Below are 18,106 nucleotides of genomic sequence, written 5' to 3' on the forward strand. Positions count from 1 at the left end.
AATTGGAGGCTAATCTGTATTGGCATGTTTTTTCATTTCAGATGTCACGATGGTCAAGGCTTTTTCCCATGCTTGCATTAGATTTTTATTGCTCAGCTCTCCCAATTCTTCACGAATAGTTTCAAGCATTGCTTCAAGAACAATAGGGTAGTGCGCTTCGGTTACACCATATCTAGAATGGCTTTCCCCTAACATTTTTAACCCCAAGTTTAAATGTTCTGGTCTGCTCATAGAATACACAATACCCCCTAACATATGGGTTAATAACCTACCTTGCGCAGTTATACTCTTTGAGAATAAAGATTTTAACGCTGGTTCTTTTTCAAATACTTTATTATAAAATTTACTAGCGAATTCATCTTCGTTTCTAAGTAAATAATCAAGGGAATGTTGTAATTCTAATTGAACATCCATGCCCTTAAACCCCTTAAGTTCATAAATTTTAGTTTCGTGGCTATGGCCGGCCATTTGTGTGTTAAACTCCTTGCCAATATCTAAAAAGTCATTTTTCACACTTGAGAGTATGGATGCGGATATTAGAATTTTGGTTTGGGCTTCTTTATTAAAAGATTGAATGCGACTAGCGGTATTAACTGGGTCGCCAACAACGGCAAATTGTTTATGTTTGGGGTGTCCTAAATGCCCAATGTAAGCCTTCCCAAAATTTATCCCTATACCTAACCTTAGCGAAATATCAAAATCAACAAGTTCCATACGGTTTAGTCGTTCTATAGCATATTGCATGCCTAGTGCAGCTCTTATGGCATCGGTACAATTTTTTTCACGTAGACCACCAGAAACACCAAAAAGCCCAATAATTTCGTCACCAACATACTGATAAATAATACCATTATTAATTAAAATGGGATCCCCAAGTACAGTATAAAATCGATTTAAAATGTGGGCCATATCAAATGTGGTATTTTCAGAAGCCATTTTAGTAAAACCACGAATATCACAAAATAGAATGGCTATAGCGCGCTCTTCAGCAGTACCATCCGGAACAGTTTCTAGTTGGAGTTTATTTACTTCAGAACTTGTCCATACAAGCCTTTGAATACTAACATCGCCCTTAACGTAGCATTGGCAAGCAAGCCTAATAGAAGGGTCCCATTTTCGTGATCTAGCTATTTCTTGTTCGGAAAAACTACGAGGGTTTATGTTGTCATGACCTGATAATACCCGAATACGGCAAGTAGTACATTTGCCATTGCCTCCACATTCATGAATATGAGGGATTTGGTTTTTTATAGAGCATTCTAATATGGTGGAATCGGGGTCATCATAAGTTATTTTTTGATTGATACCACTATATGTAATGATTGGTTGGGTAACTTCAGCCATTATTGTTTTAAGATTAAAAAGTTAATTAAAGGTTTTGGAAAGTTACAATATAACTTTTAAACCTAGAAGGGGAACTTGTTTTTTGCCAAGTTCCCTTATAGGATTTATAGTGCAATCTTTCATTGACTTTCTTTAATGTATCCCCAGCCTTCCTGCTGTTTCGATACAATTTCTAGAATACCATCTGGTACGGTTTTAACGCCTTCAATAAGATCGGATGTATCTGTTTTATGACGCTTCATTGTACCTTCGCAAATAACAAAATCGATATTGTCTTTTTCTACGAGTTTGGCTATATCTTCCGCAACAGCCGATTTGTTTTTAAGTACCATGTCCATAGCACCGCTATACATAACAACTTCAAACTTTGAATTTGGATAGGCATTAGACATAGCTTTTACATGTCTTACGGTCGATTTATGAACATTTGTATTGTCACTTGTAACATCAAATACAATTTTAACAGGCTTTTCTTGTGCAAAGGACATGGTAGTGATTATACATGCCCACAATAAATTTATAAATAGTTTCATAATATTGAATTTTAATTATTCTCCTGCAAAAATGTAACCACATCCATGTTTTTGAGCTCTACCAAGAGCCCAAACTCCTGATGGTACAAGTTGTATATCGGGGAGTATACCACTTACCCAATCTTCATAAACAGCTTTAGGGTCTAAGTTCATTTTTGTAGCAACGGCATTGCTGTATACTTTGGTTGCTAAGTCACATACGCAAAACATAGCGCCTCGCTCTTGCATACGTTTTAGACCTTCAATTTGAGGAAGCGGAAAATCACCTTCTTGTGGTTCATAGTAAGGGTTTCTGTCATAAAACTCACCACTGGCTTTAGTCATTTCAAAAACCTCTCCCAAAGGGTATTTTTTCCATAAGCGATCTTCAAAGGCTATAGGTATGGCCTTGTGTCTTAATACAGTCATGGCAGTCATGTCTTCATCTGGTGTACCTGTACCGTTGTTAGACAGGTAAAAAGCCCAGTTCCATGTTATTGGAAACCCTTTATGGGGTGTAGATCCGTCATAAACAATGCGGTGGGTTCCTTTAATGTTGTCAAACCAATTATCTGCTTCATTTATTTTTTTTGTGTCAGATACTGGTACATTGGCATAGATAGGATTTGTAAGTACCGACAAAGTACTTGCAGTTGCACCAAGTGCAAGAGCTCCTAAAAAATGGCGTCTTGAATTGCTTTCTGTTGTTTTCATAATTACTTAGTTTTAGTTATGTTATATGTTTTTTTGTAATACTCCATAATAGGTTGAAAAGGTCCTTTTTGATGTTGCTCAATAGAGAAATTGTCGGCATATGGGGGATAAGGTGTAGAGACGGGTTTCTTTTTTCTGTCCGGGAAATCGTTTTCTGGATTTGATTTCTTTGGGCGTTCTTGTTGATTAATGTATCCAGCAACATCATAGGCTTCCTCATCGGTTAAGAGAGGGTTCAAGTAGGTTGTTCCAAAGGGCATATTGGCTTTTATAAACTGAGCAGCCGTAATTACTCGAGTCATACCCGCTCCGTTATTATAGGAATCGTCACCCCATAATGGAGGGTATTCATAGGTTGATCCATCTAAAGATTTTTTACCTTTTCCGTTTACTGTATGGCAAACAATACAGTTTTTCAAGAAAACTTGTTTTCCATTCTCTAGGTTTACCGCTCGCTTTGGAATTTCAATTTCCATAAACCCTTGACCTTCAATTTGCCCATTGTTTGGGGCATATCTGCTTAACCATGCAAGGTATTTTACTAAGGCTTGCATTTCTTTGCCATATTCAGGCAGTATACGTCCATTCATGCTACGTTCCATACAGCCGTTGATTCGTTCTTCTATGGTGCCCATTTTATTTTCCCTACCTCTAAATTGTGGAAATCGTTGAATAATACCAATCAGTGGCCCAGAATAAGGCTTTGTGCCTGAATTAAGGTGACAGTTTGTACAGGCTAGCCTATTGCCTTGATATACCATATTTAGATTACCATTGTCTGGTCCAATATATTTTGGGGTTTCTGTAAAAAGTTGATAGCCATATTTAATATCTAAGTTTTCTTTCGTGTCATTTAAGTTAGATACATCATAATTCATATAGTAGATATCGGGTAGCTTGTTTGAAGGGGTAGTAGACAATATACCTAAAACAAAAAGGGATAGAATTATAGATAATGCCAGAATAGCTCCAAAGCATAGGAGTGATTGCCATCTTAATTCATTATATGTGATTAAAGCTTTTTTTGCCATAGCAGCATATTTAAAATCAATAATGATTAAGAAGAGGAGCAAAATGGGAAACAAACAAAGTAGGATTAAATTTTATAGGCGTTGTTCGTTAGAATTCTATAGAACAAAAGTTATAAAGGAAGAATGATGCATCAATTAACTTGTAATTTACAAAAAAAAGAGATGCACTCCCTTAAATTATTTTCTTATTTTATTATTGAATTGCTAAATTTTATTTAGAATATGTCAATTGTTTTAAAATGTTATTATTTTGAAGGATTTTACTTCTGCCATAGTTTTGTTGAGAAGACAATCGTAAATACAAGTCAAACCGCTTGTCAACCTGTTTTTGATAATTATTAGTGACAGTTATAAAAAGCTGTTTATCTTTTAATAATTTAGAAAACCGCTTTTCCAGTTTTAGATAGTCTTTAATAGGTATTGTTGGTGTTTTAGAATCTAATTGTAAGGCGTTTTGTCCTTTGTCTAATCTTCTGGGATCATTTCTATATAATAGCCATTGTCCGGAATTTACAGCTGCTTTATGGTATATGCTGGGTTGTTTCATGTTAATGCCATGTGATTCGCTATGGCAGTAAGCTATAATAACAGAAGGTCCATCAAAACTTTCGGCATCATTGAAGGCTTTTAGAGCTTGTTCTTGATTGGCACCTATGGCTACTGATGCAACATATACATTGTTATAATTCATGGCCATAAGGCCTAAATCCTTTTTCTGTTTTTGCTTACCATTGTGCGCAAATTTTGCTTGAGCTCCAAAAGGAGTGGCTTTTGATGCTTGACCACCAGTATTATCATAAACTTCATTGTCTAAAACTAATATATTGACATTTTTACCGGAAGCTAAAACATGGTCTATTCCACCATAACCTATATCGTAGGCCCACCCGTCTCCTCCAACTATCCAAACACTTTTCTTTACTAAGGCATCACATACGGCTAATAGTTGATTGGCCTCAAACGTATTTATGGTCTTAAGTAGTTGTTTTAACTGATTAACTCTTAAGCGTTGTTGGTTGATTTCAGATTCATTCTTTTGCGTAGCATTTAGAATATCACACACTAAATCAAAATTTAGTTTAGGCAAAAGTGTTTCTAGTAAAGTTCTTGCCTGTTGCACTTGTTGATCTAAGGATAGTCTATAACCCAACCCAAACTCAGCATTATCTTCAAACAAGGAATTAGACCAAGCCGGCCCTTGTCCGTTTTTATTTTTACTCCAAGGTGTGGTTGGTAAAGCACCACCAAAAATAGAACTGGCTCCAGTAGCATTCGCTACAAGAAGTCTATCTCCAAAAAGTTGGGACATAAGTTTTAAATAAGGCGCTTCACCACAACCCTTGTCTCCCATGGCATATTTAAACAATGGTTCTTGTAGCTGTTGTTGACTTACTTTGGAAACATCTATACGGTTTCTGTTAAATTCTGGAATGGTTTCAAAATAATCCCAATTTTCATTTTCTTCCTTTAAAATGTTTTTTTTGCTAGCCATTTTTAAAGCTTTTACAGAACATGCGTCTATACAATTGTTGCATCCGTTACATTGTTCTGGGTTTATTTGGATAGTATAATTCAAGATATCTACTTCCCAATCGGTTTCCTTGGATTTGACTGACTTGAAACTTATCGGGGCTTCATTTAAATAGCTATCATCATAAACTTTTGATCTTAATGCAGCTTGCGGACAAGCCATGCTGCAAGCTCCACATTGTGTACACGCATTTATATTCCATTTAGGTATATAGTCTGTAGGTTGAACTGTGTTATATTTTGATGTATCTGTTTGATAGGTTCCATCATTAGGTAATAAGCTTACAGGGATGTCTGAAGCATTTTCAGATAATAGTTTGCCTGTAAGTGTTTGTAAAAATGTATCTTCTTGTTTAACAGTTTCAATATGTTTATTGGCTTCAATATTAGTATTCACCTCATAAATATATTCTTTTATGGAGGTTGTGAGTTCTATATTGGTATTTTGATTTGTCAATGCTAAAAAGCAAGCTTGCAAAGCAGAAATATTATTGTTTATAAGTAGTTTGTTTGTAAAAATCTCTTTAGTATTAACAATAAATACGCGAATCTTTTTTTTATTAATTTGCTGCTGTTTTCTAAAGGATAAAGCTTGCCAGAATTTCTTTGAGGTCATTTCGGTATTAACTAGCAGTATGCCATTGTCTTTTAAACTACCAAGGGTGTTATCGTTTTCTGTAAAATTCACAGTTTCACAAGCAATAAAGTCAGCATCTTCAATGAGATAAGGCGCTTTTATTGGGCTGGAATCTATGCGTATATGTGATATACTTCTGGAATTTGCCTTTTTATAATCACATTCTATGTAACCCTGTACAAAAGTTTTCGGGTCGTTGCCTATAGTTTTAAGAGTATTGTCTAGATACCTTCCAATGTTTTTATGCTTGTATTCGTAAAAAATAGCTTGGTGCATAGTGTCTATTGCCAATGGAGATGTTACATTCAAACTTAGATTTGTAACGTCGTCTATAATACCTATGGTAAAGTTGTTTTTTGGTTGATCTTGTTTTAGATTATTAAATATAGCTTGAACCATGGTAGGGGTGAATTCTTTTGATGATAAGCCATATCGACCACCAATAATTCTAGGCATACTATTTATTTTATTAGTTTGATATGCTTCTAATATGGATTGTAGCACATCCAAATAGAGTGGCTCCCCAGTAGAGCCAGCTTCTTTGGTACGGTCTAACACGGCTAAACTTCTACATGTGGAAGGCAAAATTTTTATAAGATGTTTGGTGCTGAATGGTCTGTATAGACGAACTTTTATAAGCCCCAATTTTTCACCATTTTTGTTTAAATGATGAACGGTTTTCTCAATGGTTTCTGTAGATGAAGCCATTGAAACAATAATGTGTTCAGCTTCTGGGTGCCCAATAAAATCAAATATTTGATAATGTCTACCAGTTAGTTTCCCAAAAGTATCCATAGTGTTTTGTACGACCTCTGGGCAAGCTTTATAAAATGGGTTTATGGATTCTCTACTTTGAAAAAACACATTGGCACCTTGAGAAGTTCCTCTAATAACTGGTTTGTTTGGATTTAAAGCTCTTGTTTTATGATTTTTAATGGCTTTAAAATCCAACATGTATTTTATAGTTTCATCAGTAATTAGTTCAATCTTAGACATTTCATGAGAAGTTCTAAAACCATCAAAGAAATGAACAAAAGGAACTTTAGATTGTAATGTAGCTACTTGAGAAATAAGTGCAAAATCTTGGGCTTCTTGTACAGAAGCACTTCCTAGCATAGCGTATCCAGATTGTCTGGCTGCCATAATATCACTATGGTCCCCAAATACAGAAAGGGCATGTGTTGCTATGCTCCTGGTTGCTACATGAATAACATTGGGGGTTAATTCCCCCGCTATTTTATACATATTTGGAAGCATTAATAAAAGCCCCTGAGATGCTGTGAACGTTGTTGCTAACGATCCTGTTTGTAAGGCGCCGTGCATAGCTCCAGCTACACCAGCCTCACTTTGCATTTGAAATACGTTAGGTGTGTTTCCTAAGCAGTTATACTTGTTTTCAGCTTGCCATTGCTCTGCCAAGGCACTCATCTCTGATGCTGGCGTAATGGGGTATATTGGAACTACTTCATTGGTTTTATAGGCAATGTTTGCTACTGCTTGGTTTGCATTTAATATATGATGTTTTGAAGGTTCCATTTTGTGACTGAATTATTAAAAAAATGGCTGACCCTTAATATTTGGACAGCCATTTTTTTAGGTTGTTACTATTGTTTTACAATTTCTATAGAAACTGGTGTAGGTTTAGTAATGATATCGAATACTGGAGAGAATTTTGCTAAATTTTCCAATTGTTCTGCAGTAGCATCCGATTTTACTCTAAGTGTAACTGTAATACCATTAAAACCAGTTCTTACTTCAGGTTTTAACCCTAGAAATCCGTGTAAGTCCATACCGCCTTTTACGTTAGAGTCTGCACCTTCAATGTCTATACCATTGGCAGCTGCATGGTATACCATAGCACCTGTTAAACAAGAACCTAAAGCGTGTAATACAACTTCTGGTGGTGTAGCGGCTTCATTTTGTCCTAATAATACTTGAGGATGGCTACATTCCATAGTGAATGTTTCTTCTCTAGAGGAGTCTTCTTGTCCAGCTCCATAAAAGCTTTTAATACTTGATACACAATGACCACCATCAATCCAGTTGTTTTTAGCTCTAAATTCAAAGTTTGCTAATTCTGGTTGTTCTTGGATGTGTCCAATAGTTTCTACTAATTGATCTACGTTTACTCCGTTTTTTACATTTGCTGTTGTAATCATGTTTTCTAAATTTTTAATTGTTAAATGATTTGTTTGGCTTATATAATGCATTTGGCGTGCCAAAACAATTAAATATCTGAAAATCAATTTGTTAAATAAGTTTTATGTAATTGTAAGTGTAACGAAAAATCATATATTCACGATATTTCGCTATATTATTTATGAGATTTCGTGAATTTATATAGGGCGTTCTATTCCTAAAGCTTTAATTCTAGAAGTAAGTGTTGTAGGAGGGAGTTGTAATAGTTCAGCAGCACCATGTTTACCGGATATTTTCCATTTGGTCAGTTTCAGCGCTTTTAAGATATTCTCTTTTTCTAACTGTATGAGTTCTTTAGAGTTTAGAATTTTCTCAGTAATATCATCATTACTGCTATGAGTTTGTTGGTTTGGATATATAGGTATAATTTCTTGCCAATTTATGTTTCCGTTTTGTGATACAATGACGGCCCGTTCTATTAAGTTTTGAAGTTCACGAACATTCCCAGGCCAATTATACGATGTCAATAATAATTTGTCTTGCTCTGATAATACAATTTTAGGCTTGCTAAGTTTGTTAGAGAATTGAGTAAGCATTTCTTGAGCTATTAAACAAATATCGCTGCCTCTATCTCTTAGTGCAGGTACATTTATAGGAAAAACATTGAGCCTGTAATATAGGTCTTCCCTAAATTTTCCTGATTTAGAGAACTCTAAAAGGTTTCTGTGTGTAGCAGCAATAATACGAACATCTACTTTAATGGTTTCAGAACTTCCAACAGGGTCAAACTCTCCTTCTTGTATAATACGTAATAGTTTTGGTTGCAGTTCTAAAGGCATCTCGCCAATTTCATCTAAGAAGATAGTGCCTTTATCAGCTAATAAAAAACGACCTTTCCTACTTATAGTAGCTCCGGTAAAAGCGCCTTTTTCATGACCAAAAAGTTCACTTTCTATAAGATTTTCAGGTATCGCCCCACAATTAATCCTAATTAGGGGTTTGTCACTTCTATTGCTTTCACGATGTATAGCTCGGGCTACTAGTTCTTTTCCCGTACCCGTCTCACCTTGTATTAAAACTGTGGCATCAGTTTTTGCAACTTGGTGTACAAGATTAAGTGTGGCCTTCATTTTTTTGTCTTCAGCAATGATGCCATAACTACTTGTAAGCTCTTGAATTTCTTCTTCTAGATACTGCGTTTGTTTTGTAAGTAGATTTATGGTGTCTTCAGCAACTAAACGGTCTTCTATATTCCTTAGTATAAGTGTAAAAAAGGTTTCCTCTCCGTTATCATATTTACTTAAAGTGCCTTCATTGAAGGTTTCAGTATTGTTAGAGCCTATTACTTTTACAATATTAGGTATGTATTTACTGGTAGAGTTTTCACTGTTTTTTAATTCAGATTTAACTGAAGATTCAATTAAACTAGAGCTTTCATCATTAAAAAAGAAAAGTACATTACGCTGGGAAACATCATCATTTTCTAATAATCTATTGGCAGAAGGATTGGTAAGTATTATTCTAAAATCACTATTAAACATTATAATCGCATCCATAGCACCATTAATGAGTCCGCTCATTTTAGCATTGGCTATCTCAATTTCCTTTTTTGATGACGCAAGGTTTTCTTGAATATTGTCCAATTCACGGTGGCGTTTAATCATAACAGAAAGAATACCTTGGGCAAAGCCTCTATCGTGATGCATTAAATCTAAAAAATGTGATCGATCTATTTTTAAAAGGTTTGTTTTTTCTAAAGCAGTCACGGTTGCAGAGCGTGTTTCGTTATCAATTAAAGCATATTCGCCAAAGCAACCTCCAGTTTCTAGAGAATCATATATATGGTCCTTATCATGAATTTTAACTTTACCACTTACAATAACATACATAGAATCTCCTATATCGTCTTTTTTAAAAACTACTTCATTTTTTATAAATGTTACTTCAGTTAAGTTGTCAAACAACCGATTTAATGATGTTGGTGATAATTCTGAAAAAAAAGGAATTTCAGATAAAAAATCAATAAGGTTCTTTGATGCTTGTTTAGACATAGAATAGAATCAATAACGTGTTAAAGATATTAATAAATTATATGAGTTAATAGTCTAACTATTTAGAAATTGTGCTTTTTGTATAAGAACTTGTAACATTTCTTTGTGTTATCCGTCGAATATATGTCAATCAAAAAAAATATATAACCATCATGAGAGAAGACAATCAACTTTTAGTCATTACCCATTTAAGTCAATTAATCACTTTAATAACAGGATTTGGAAGTCTATTGGTACCACTAATTATATGGATTACACAAAAAGAAAAAGTATATCAAATGGATACCCATGGCAAAAGCATCATTAATTTTCAATTGAGTTTAATTGTATACTGCTTATTATGTATTCCATTAATTCTGTTGTTAGGTTTGGGGTTGTTGGGCTTTGTGCTTTTAGGTATTATTTCGTGGGTATTCCCTATTGTCAATGCCATTAAAGCCAGTAAAGGGGAAGTACCTCAATACCCTCTGTCTTTTAATTTCATTAATTAATACATTTGTTTTTTAAATAAACAAAAAGCTCACCAAATTTTGGTGAGCTTTTATATTACTAAAATATAGTCTTATTTAGTTTAGTTATTGGTTTTTAAGTTTATAAAATATTTTAGCAATAAATTAATTAGTTGTTTAACATCACTGGCATAACCAGCATAGTAATATGTTCGCCATCATCAAGGCCATCTACTGGTGTTAAAATACCTGCTCTATTGGGTAAGCTCATTTCTAGTTGAACTTCGTCAGCGTTTAAGTTGCCAAGCATTTCGGCTAAAAAACGTGAGTTAAACCCAATTTGCATATCGTCACCTTGGTAATCACAGGTTAATCGTTCTTCGGCCTTATTGCTGTAATCAACATCTTCAGCTGAAATATTAAGTTCGGCACCTGCAATTTTTAAACGTATTTGGTGTGTTACTTTACTGGAAAAGATACTCACACGTCTTACCGAGTTTAAAAATTGATTTCTATCAATCACTAATTTATTCGGGTTTTCTTTAGGAATTACAGCATCGTAGTTTGGATATTTGCCATCTACAAGTCGGCATATCAATTCTATATTGTCAAATGTAAATTTAGCGTTAGAATCGTTGTATTCTATTGTAACATCTTCTTCACTTCCTGCTAATATACCTTTTAAAAGGTTTAGAGGTTTTTTGGGAACAATAAACTCTGCCGCTTGATTGGATTTTATATCTGCTCTATCGTATCTAATTAGTTTAAAAGCATCTGTAGCAACAAAGGTTAGACCTTCTGTAGAAAATTGGAAAAACACACCACTCATTACTGGACGTAAATCATCATTTCCAGCAGCAAAAATAGTTTTGCTAATCGCCGTTGCCAAAACATCTCCTAGAATGACTGTTTTGCTCGGATCTTCTACAGCAACAGCTTTTGGGAATTCATTTCCATCGGCATATGCCAACGCGTATTTACCATGATTGGAACTTATTTCAACAGTATTATTGTCTTCAATAACAAATGTAAGAGGTTGTTCAGGAAATGTCTTTAAAGTATCTAACAACAATCGTGCAGGAATAGCAACACTACCTTCACTGTCACTTTCTACTTTTAGAGCGGCTGCCATAGTGGTTTCTAAATCACTGGCTGAAACGGTTAGTTTAGATTGTTTTAATTCAAATAAGAAATTATCTAAAATAGGCAAAGTGTTCGAACTATTAATAACACCACCTAAAACCTGTAATTGTTTTAATAAATAGGTACTTGATACAATAAATTTCATTTGTTGGATTATATTTTTTTATGGTCAAATGTAACATTTGTTAAAAAATAACAACCATAGCAGTGAGCAGTTGGTTGCAAATGTTTCATTTAAATAGCTTAGTTTAAGTTTTAATTATGTTACCTACAAATATATTCCATACGAACTAATATTGGAAACAAACTTATTAACATTTAGGTTGAATATTTTTTCTTTCTTACATAATTAAATACAAAACCAAAACCTAACAGCAACACCAATGGTAGTAAGATGTTTACAAGTTGCCATGCGGTTTTTTTTGCTGCTATTTTTTCCTGATCTAAAAAGGCTACGGCTATTTCTTTAGAGCGAATGTTTATAAGTCCGTTATCGTCAAGTAAGTAATTAACGGCATTCAATAAAAATTCTTTGTTACCATAGGTTTGTCCTGTCCATCTATCAAATCCTAATTCTTGGGGTTTATTCCTAACAATATCATTTTTTATAACATCCCCGTCAGCAATCACAATGATCTTGGTAGGGACGCTTTTTTGCTTCTCGTCAGCAATTTTGAAAGGTTTTATGCGGTTATTGTACACGGAAGGAAATTCGCCTTCCAATAAAACGGCCAATGACTGATTGCCCTTATTAAATAACGCAGGGTCTTGCTGTTTTGTAACTAAATTTAAGCTTACTTCCCTAGGTGTACCTTCCAATTTTGTTAAAGGAGCACTTTCTAATAGGATGGTTTTAGAGACATTGTTTTTTAGAGTATCTATTTGATTGGCAAAATCAAATTTTACCAAATTTATATTATTAACAATTGGATTAGTGCTATTTGAAGCTGCTAATGGAGAGTATGGCCATTTCAAATGTTGAAATTGTGACTCACTGCCTTCACCTATAGCTAAGGTAATTGGTGCAGAATAAAGTGTACTAACCATTACGGGATTAATGCGAACGCCATACTTAAAAAAGAAGTCGGTTAAGTTTAAATCACGACTAACGGCAAAGTTTCTCCCAGATTCGTTGTATAGGCTATCTTTTTCCATGGCCACTGCATCAATAAGCCATAGGCTTTTACCGCCATTCATGGTGTATTGGTCTAATACGAACTTCTCATCTTCAGTAAAAGGTTCAATAGGCTTTGCAGAAATGATTAGATCATACCCTTCTAAATCCTCAAGCGTTTTTTGTGGGTTGTTGGCAACACTGTCTAAAGTAAAAGGCGCAATAAAATAGTATTCCCCTAGTTTTTTAATAAAATCAGCAATATACTTATCGGCCAATTGTTTATTGCCTTTTAAGACAGCTATTTTGCGGTGTTTAGGTCTAGTTAGCTTGCTAATGCCATCAGCAAAGGCATATTCTAAGTGTTGTACAGAGTTGGTAACCAGCTCTTGCTGTGTACTGCCAATTTTATTTTTTATTAATGGTATGGTAACCGTTTGGTTATTATAACTAGCTAGTGCCCACGGAAAAATAATAGCTTGTGTGGATTTTCCATTTTCTTGTACACTTAACTGCATTGGGGTTAATCCACGTGCATTTAGTTGTTGTATATTACGGTCGCGAGTAGCATCATCTTCTATAGGATTTATAAAATTAAAAATAATGTTACTGTTTCTTGCCGATAATTCTTCAACTAACTGCTTGGTTTCACTTTGTAACCTTCTAAATTCCGAAGGAAAATCATCACCGCTTAAAAATACATCCACAATTAGAGGGGATTCTACATTCTTAACAATGTTAACAGTGGCAGCACTTAGTGTGTAGCGTTTATCTTCTGTTAGGTCAAATCGTTTAAAAATAAGACTGCTTAAATAATTAATGGCCACTAGGGCGATAAGCAAAGCCCCTATATGTTTTATTTGGTTATTCAAACTTTGTTTCTAATTGATATTGTTTAACACTTGTAACTTTGTTATTTTTAAACACCAACTCTAAGCATTCTTGGTTCATGTTAAAAGCACCGGGCTTGTATCCTAAATTATAATTCCATTTATCGGGCGAATTCGCCTTAATGCTATCATCCCATCCATACCACTCGCTTTTTCCTAAAAGTGTTTCAATGTCATTCTTGGTCTTTCCTAAAAATAGGCTGTCCTCAATAATTTCATCGCTCATTTCATAACGCAATGCAGGTCTGTTTTTCCATGCAGAGCCATCAAAGTGCTTTTCGTGGTGATAACTGCAAAAAATATTTATAAGAGGGTAAAACACATAAAAGTAAACAAGAGGTGTTAAAACCAAACTCATTATAAAACTTAGCCATTTACGTTTGTCTATAGTATTTGTAAATATCCAAACCAAAATAAATACAATAATAAAAAAGACAGCAAATAAAGGAGTTATAATCATTTCTTTGCGTTGTTAATATTTAGTTTAGTAAGCACTAAAAAAAACAAGGTAATGCTTAAAAAATATACAATGTCTCGTGTGTCCAGTACACCCCGGCTCATGCTTTTAAAATGAGAACTCATACCCATTTGGTCTATAAAAGTACTTGAAGTGAAGTCTGCAATACCTTCAAAGCCAATATAAAACACGAAACAAATAAACACCGATGCTATAAATGCCACTATTTGACTATCAGATAGTGTAGAGGTGAAGACTCCAATGGCAGTATAAGAGGCAATTAAGAATAACAAGCCAAAATAAGACCCTAATGTACTGCCAAAGTCTATATTGCCTGTTGGATTTCCTAATTGATAAACAGTATATACATACAATAGGGTTGGGGTAAGTGCTATTATAATTAAAATAAAAGCTCCTAGGTATTTACCCATAACGATATTAAAGTGCGATATGGGTTTTGTAAGTAAGAGTTCTAAGGTGCCTTGTTTTTTTTCGTCTGAGAAACTACGCATGGTTACAGCAGGGGTTAAAAAAAGCAAAATCCAAGGTGATAATAAGAAGAAGGACGATAAATCGGCGAACCCATAATCCAAAATATTGAACTCACCTTTAAATAGCCATAAAAATAACCCGTTAAGTAACAAGAAAATGGCAATAACCAAATATCCCATGGGGGATGCAAAAAATGAATTTATTTCTTTCCTTAAAATGGCAAACATTTATTTAGTAAAAAGTTATTATCAAAACATCTTTATCCATCAATTCAGGGTTTCCAATCTATCCACACTCCAAGCTTCGGGTTTTATGTTAAAAAGTGGTTTGGTATTAGCCCAAACCGTTTTAAACAATTTAGAGTGACGATAACACTCTAAAGCCACTTCATCTACCCAATAACTATAAGTAAAGAACTGAGTTGGATTATTTCTGTCTCTGTACAATTCTAAAAGCAGACACCCTTCAAAAGCCTTAATGCTATTTTTATTAGCCTCAAAATTACTAAGAAAAGCATCAATGTTATGCTCGTGAAACCCCATTTTTACAATTCTTATTAACATAGCAGTGTTTTTAATTATCTAAATTTTAGGTAACAAGGATGACGAAATAAAACCAATACTTACAGTATCCATTAAATTCAACCCCATTAAAGTAGATGCACTTCCAACGGTTGCACTATTACTTTTATAAACAGCAATCTCTAAAAATCCACCAGAATTAAACACCACTAGTCCACGACCTTCATTATGGCGTTTTTCCTCTGGAATTTCAAAGTTCACTATATCACTATACTTTCCATATATTTTTTTAAACTTATAATTTCTAGCTGAAATTTCAAAAGCGCGTCCTTTTTGTATGGTTTCAAAAAAGTGACGTTTAATGTTCGTTATTACGTTTCCATAATTATCAATATAGATAACGCTACCAATAATTTGCGTTTTATCGTCATTTACGTAAGGAACAATATTCTTAATAGGTTTTATTTCTGGAATATTCTTGCCTATTACATCCAAAGTGCCCCCACGGGCAATATGGCAAGCTACCTTAACAAATACGTCTAGTACAGGGAAGCTGGTTTGTATCTTATCATGAATATTTATTTCTACAATCTTTTCAGGAGCAATTTCAGAACATATCATACTCATAATGCCATTATTGGCACAAATAAAATAGTGATCATCTAGTTTAATGGCAATGTGTTTGTTTTCCTCATTAAGTTCGGAGTCTATGCCAATAATGTGTATCGTGCCTTTAGGAAAACTTTTGTAAGCATTTTGGATAATGTATGCTGCTTCAGGAATGTTAAACGGCGATACACTATGTGAGATATCAACAATTTCAACATCGGGTAATTCACTGTATATAGCGCCTTTTGTTGCACCAGCAAAGTGGTCTTTTTCTCCAAAATCAGTTGTTAAAGTTATTATCGCCATTGGCAAAATTGTTGATATGTTTTTAGCGTTAGGTCACCCAAATTTATGTATTTTTGGGTTTTAACTGATACAGAACAAAACTAATAAATCATTTCATCTGAATAAATATTATTTTAATTAATTCAGAAGTAATTTTAAAATTAAATCGACGCATTTGAACGAAATTATTATTGAACTGGAAGAAATCACTCCAAAGGAATTTTTTGGAGCACAAAACACCAACATAGAACTTCTTAAACAACACTTTCCAAAGCTAAAGATCGTAGCGCGAGGTAATAAGGTAAAGGCCTTTGGAGATGAAGAACTACTCGAAGAATTTGACCGTAGAATGACGATGCTGCTCAAACACTTTGCTAAATACAATAAATTAGATGAAAATGTTATTGAACGTGTGCTCACTAGTCAAAGTAGTGATGATTATAATACATCTGAGCAAAGTGGAGAGGTAATTGTGCATGGTGTAGGTGGTAAACTAATTAGGGCTCAAACGGCCAACCAGCGCAAGTTGGTGGAAAGCATGCGTGCTAACGATATGGTGTTTGCCATTGGTCCTGCTGGAACAGGAAAAACCTATACAGGTGTAGCCTTGGCGGTACAGGCTTTAAAAAACAAGGAGGTTAAGCGTATTATTTTAACCAGGCCAGCAGTAGAAGCAGGAGAGAACCTTGGATTTTTGCCAGGTGATTTAAAAGAAAAATTAGATCCGTATATGCAGCCCTTGTATGATGCTTTACGGGACATGATACCCGCTGAAAAATTAGCACATTACATAGAAAATGGCACTATACAAATAGCACCTTTGGCTTTTATGCGTGGACGCACTTTAGATAATGCGTTTGTTATTTTGGATGAAGGCCAAAATACAACGCATAACCAAATGAAAATGTTCTTAACCCGTATGGGGAAAAACGCTAAGTTTTTATTAACAGGCGATCCTGGACAAATAGACTTGCCGCGTCGTACTATTTCCGGACTTAAGGAAGCTTTATTAATATTAAAAAATGTGGATGGTGTCGGAATGATATTTTTAGATGATAAAGATGTTATTCGTCACCGTTTGGTTAAGAAGGTTATTGAAGCTTATAAGAGTATAGAGAATAGGGAGTAGATTTTTAGTGAAAAACTAACAGCTAACAACTAACAGTTATGAGTTCAGAGTTATGAGTGAGCAACTTTTAACTTTTAGTTTTTAACTTTTAACTTAAAAAAATGAATACAATTATAGATACCAATTTTAATTTTCCTGGGCAAAAAAGTGTTTACAAAGGAAAGGTTAGAGAAGTATATAATATTAATGATGAGCAATTGGTAATGATAGCTACAGATAGGCTATCGGCTTTTGATGTGGTAATGCCCAAAGGTATACCATATAAAGGACAAATATTGAACCAAATTGCAACAAAAATGATGGCAGCAACCAAGGATTTAGTTCCAAATTGGTTGGTGGCCACTCCAGACCCAAACGTGGCTGTAGGACATTTATGCGAACCTTTTAAGGTAGAAATGGTTATTAGAGGTTATATGTCGGGCCATGCCGCTCGCGAATACAAAGCAGGAAAACGTTTCCTTTGTGGTGTTCCTATGCCCGAAGGTATGAAAGAAAACGATAAGTTTCCAGAGCCCATTATCACGCCAGCTACCAAAGCAGAAATGGGCGACCATGATGAGGATATTTCACGTGAAGATATTTTAAGACGTAACATTGTGAGCGAAGCTGATTATTTGGTTTTGGAAGACTATACCCGTAAATTATTTCAACGCGGTACTGAGATAGCAGCTTCACGAGGTCTCATTCTAGTAGATACCAAATATGAATTTGGTAAAACCAAGAATGGACAAATTGTGCTTATTGATGAAATCCATACTCCAGACTCATCAAGGTATTTTTATGAAGATGGTTATGAGGAACGTCAACAAAAAGGTGAGCCACAAAAGCAACTTAGTAAAGAGTTTGTCCGTCAATGGTTAATAAGCAATAATTTCCAGGGCTTAGCAGGGCAAACAGTACCATTTATGAGCGATGAGTACATTGAAACCGTTAGCGATCGCTATATAGAACTATACGAAAACATTACAGGTGAATCTTTTGAAAAAGCAGATGTTAGTAATATTCAAGCACGTATCGAGGCTAATGTATTAGCATATTTAAAGGAGTCTTAAAAAGCTT

General features: G+C 34.6%; 16 protein-coding genes. 3 read left to right on the forward strand and 13 right to left on the reverse strand.

Going from position 1 to position 18,106, the window contains the following annotated elements:
- Positions 1-9 precede the first annotated feature (9 nt).
- The 7 genes from AC5SR4_RS13210 to AC5SR4_RS13240 form a co-directional block, all read right to left on the reverse strand.
- Entirely contained in the window at positions 10-1,344 is a 1,335-nt protein-coding gene (locus AC5SR4_RS13210) for an adenylate/guanylate cyclase domain-containing protein (RefSeq protein ID WP_495356746.1), read from the reverse strand.
- A 119-nt stretch (positions 1,345-1,463) separates the two neighbouring features.
- The gene (locus tag AC5SR4_RS13215) at positions 1,464-1,877 is read right to left on the reverse strand and encodes a DsrE family protein (RefSeq protein ID WP_495356747.1); all 414 of its coding nucleotides are present in this window, start codon (positions 1,875-1,877) and stop codon (positions 1,464-1,466) included.
- A 15-nt stretch (positions 1,878-1,892) separates the two neighbouring features.
- On the reverse strand, positions 1,893-2,570 hold the full coding sequence (locus AC5SR4_RS13220) for a Tat (twin-arginine translocation) pathway signal sequence containing protein (protein WP_495356748.1): 678 nt from the start codon (positions 2,568-2,570) through the stop codon (positions 1,893-1,895).
- Positions 2,571-2,572: 2 nt separating this feature from the next.
- Complete coding sequence (locus AC5SR4_RS13225) at positions 2,573-3,601, reverse strand: c-type cytochrome (RefSeq protein ID WP_495356749.1); 1,029 nt, start codon at positions 3,599-3,601, stop codon at positions 2,573-2,575.
- Between the two features lie 211 nt (positions 3,602-3,812).
- Positions 3,813-7,304 (reverse strand): thiamine pyrophosphate-dependent enzyme, encoded by a 3,492-nt coding sequence (locus AC5SR4_RS13230; protein WP_495356750.1) that lies wholly within the window; start codon positions 7,302-7,304, stop codon positions 3,813-3,815.
- 68 nt (positions 7,305-7,372) lie between these two features.
- The gene (locus AC5SR4_RS13235) at positions 7,373-7,927 is read right to left on the reverse strand and encodes an OsmC family protein (protein WP_495356751.1); all 555 of its coding nucleotides are present in this window, start codon (positions 7,925-7,927) and stop codon (positions 7,373-7,375) included.
- Between the two features lie 177 nt (positions 7,928-8,104).
- Positions 8,105-9,958 (reverse strand): sigma 54-interacting transcriptional regulator, encoded by a 1,854-nt coding sequence (locus tag AC5SR4_RS13240; RefSeq protein ID WP_495356752.1) that lies wholly within the window; start codon positions 9,956-9,958, stop codon positions 8,105-8,107.
- A 152-nt stretch (positions 9,959-10,110) separates the two neighbouring features.
- Between AC5SR4_RS13240 and AC5SR4_RS13245 the strand changes: the two genes are divergently transcribed.
- The gene (locus AC5SR4_RS13245; protein ID WP_495356753.1) at positions 10,111-10,449 is read left to right on the forward strand and encodes a DUF4870 domain-containing protein; all 339 of its coding nucleotides are present in this window, start codon (positions 10,111-10,113) and stop codon (positions 10,447-10,449) included.
- Between the two features lie 127 nt (positions 10,450-10,576).
- On the opposite strand, the gene dnaN is transcribed toward AC5SR4_RS13245, so the two are convergent.
- The 6 genes from dnaN to AC5SR4_RS13275 all read right to left on the reverse strand — a co-directional run bounded on the left by dnaN (position 10,577) and on the right by AC5SR4_RS13275 (position 15,939).
- A complete protein-coding gene (gene dnaN, locus AC5SR4_RS13250; protein ID WP_495356754.1) occupies positions 10,577-11,695 on the reverse strand; it encodes a DNA polymerase III subunit beta in 1,119 nt (372 codons plus the stop codon).
- A 173-nt stretch (positions 11,696-11,868) separates the two neighbouring features.
- Positions 11,869-13,536: a gliding motility-associated ABC transporter substrate-binding protein GldG gene (gldG, locus tag AC5SR4_RS13255; RefSeq protein WP_495356755.1), complete on the reverse strand. Its 1,668-nt coding sequence runs from the start codon at positions 13,534-13,536 to the stop codon at positions 11,869-11,871.
- Positions 13,529-14,014 carry a hypothetical protein gene (locus tag AC5SR4_RS13260; protein ID WP_495356756.1) on the reverse strand — a complete coding sequence of 162 codons (486 nt, stop codon included), beginning with the start codon at positions 14,012-14,014 and terminating at the stop codon, positions 13,529-13,531. Before AC5SR4_RS13260 ends, gldG begins: the two co-directional genes overlap by 8 nt.
- Positions 14,011-14,730: a gliding motility-associated ABC transporter permease subunit GldF gene (gene gldF / locus AC5SR4_RS13265; RefSeq protein ID WP_495356757.1), complete on the reverse strand. Its 720-nt coding sequence runs from the start codon at positions 14,728-14,730 to the stop codon at positions 14,011-14,013. The genes AC5SR4_RS13260 and gldF overlap by 4 nt, the downstream gene beginning before the upstream one ends.
- Positions 14,731-14,769: 39 nt before the next feature.
- Positions 14,770-15,066 carry a putative quinol monooxygenase gene (locus AC5SR4_RS13270; protein WP_495356758.1) on the reverse strand — a complete coding sequence of 99 codons (297 nt, stop codon included), beginning with the start codon at positions 15,064-15,066 and terminating at the stop codon, positions 14,770-14,772.
- Between the two features lie 18 nt (positions 15,067-15,084).
- On the reverse strand, positions 15,085-15,939 hold the full coding sequence (locus AC5SR4_RS13275) for an SAM hydrolase/SAM-dependent halogenase family protein (RefSeq protein WP_495356759.1): 855 nt from the start codon (positions 15,937-15,939) through the stop codon (positions 15,085-15,087).
- 154 nt (positions 15,940-16,093) lie between these two features.
- Here AC5SR4_RS13275 and AC5SR4_RS13280 point away from each other — a divergent pair, with 154 nt between their 5' ends.
- Both AC5SR4_RS13280 and AC5SR4_RS13285 read left to right on the forward strand, forming a co-directional pair.
- Complete coding sequence (locus AC5SR4_RS13280) at positions 16,094-17,047, forward strand: PhoH family protein (protein WP_495356760.1); 954 nt, start codon at positions 16,094-16,096, stop codon at positions 17,045-17,047.
- 101 nt (positions 17,048-17,148) lie between these two features.
- Entirely contained in the window at positions 17,149-18,099 is a 951-nt protein-coding gene (locus tag AC5SR4_RS13285) for a phosphoribosylaminoimidazolesuccinocarboxamide synthase (protein WP_495356761.1), read from the forward strand.
- Positions 18,100-18,106: the final 7 nt, after the last annotated feature.

The organism is Aestuariibaculum scopimerae (genome assembly GCF_059428085.1).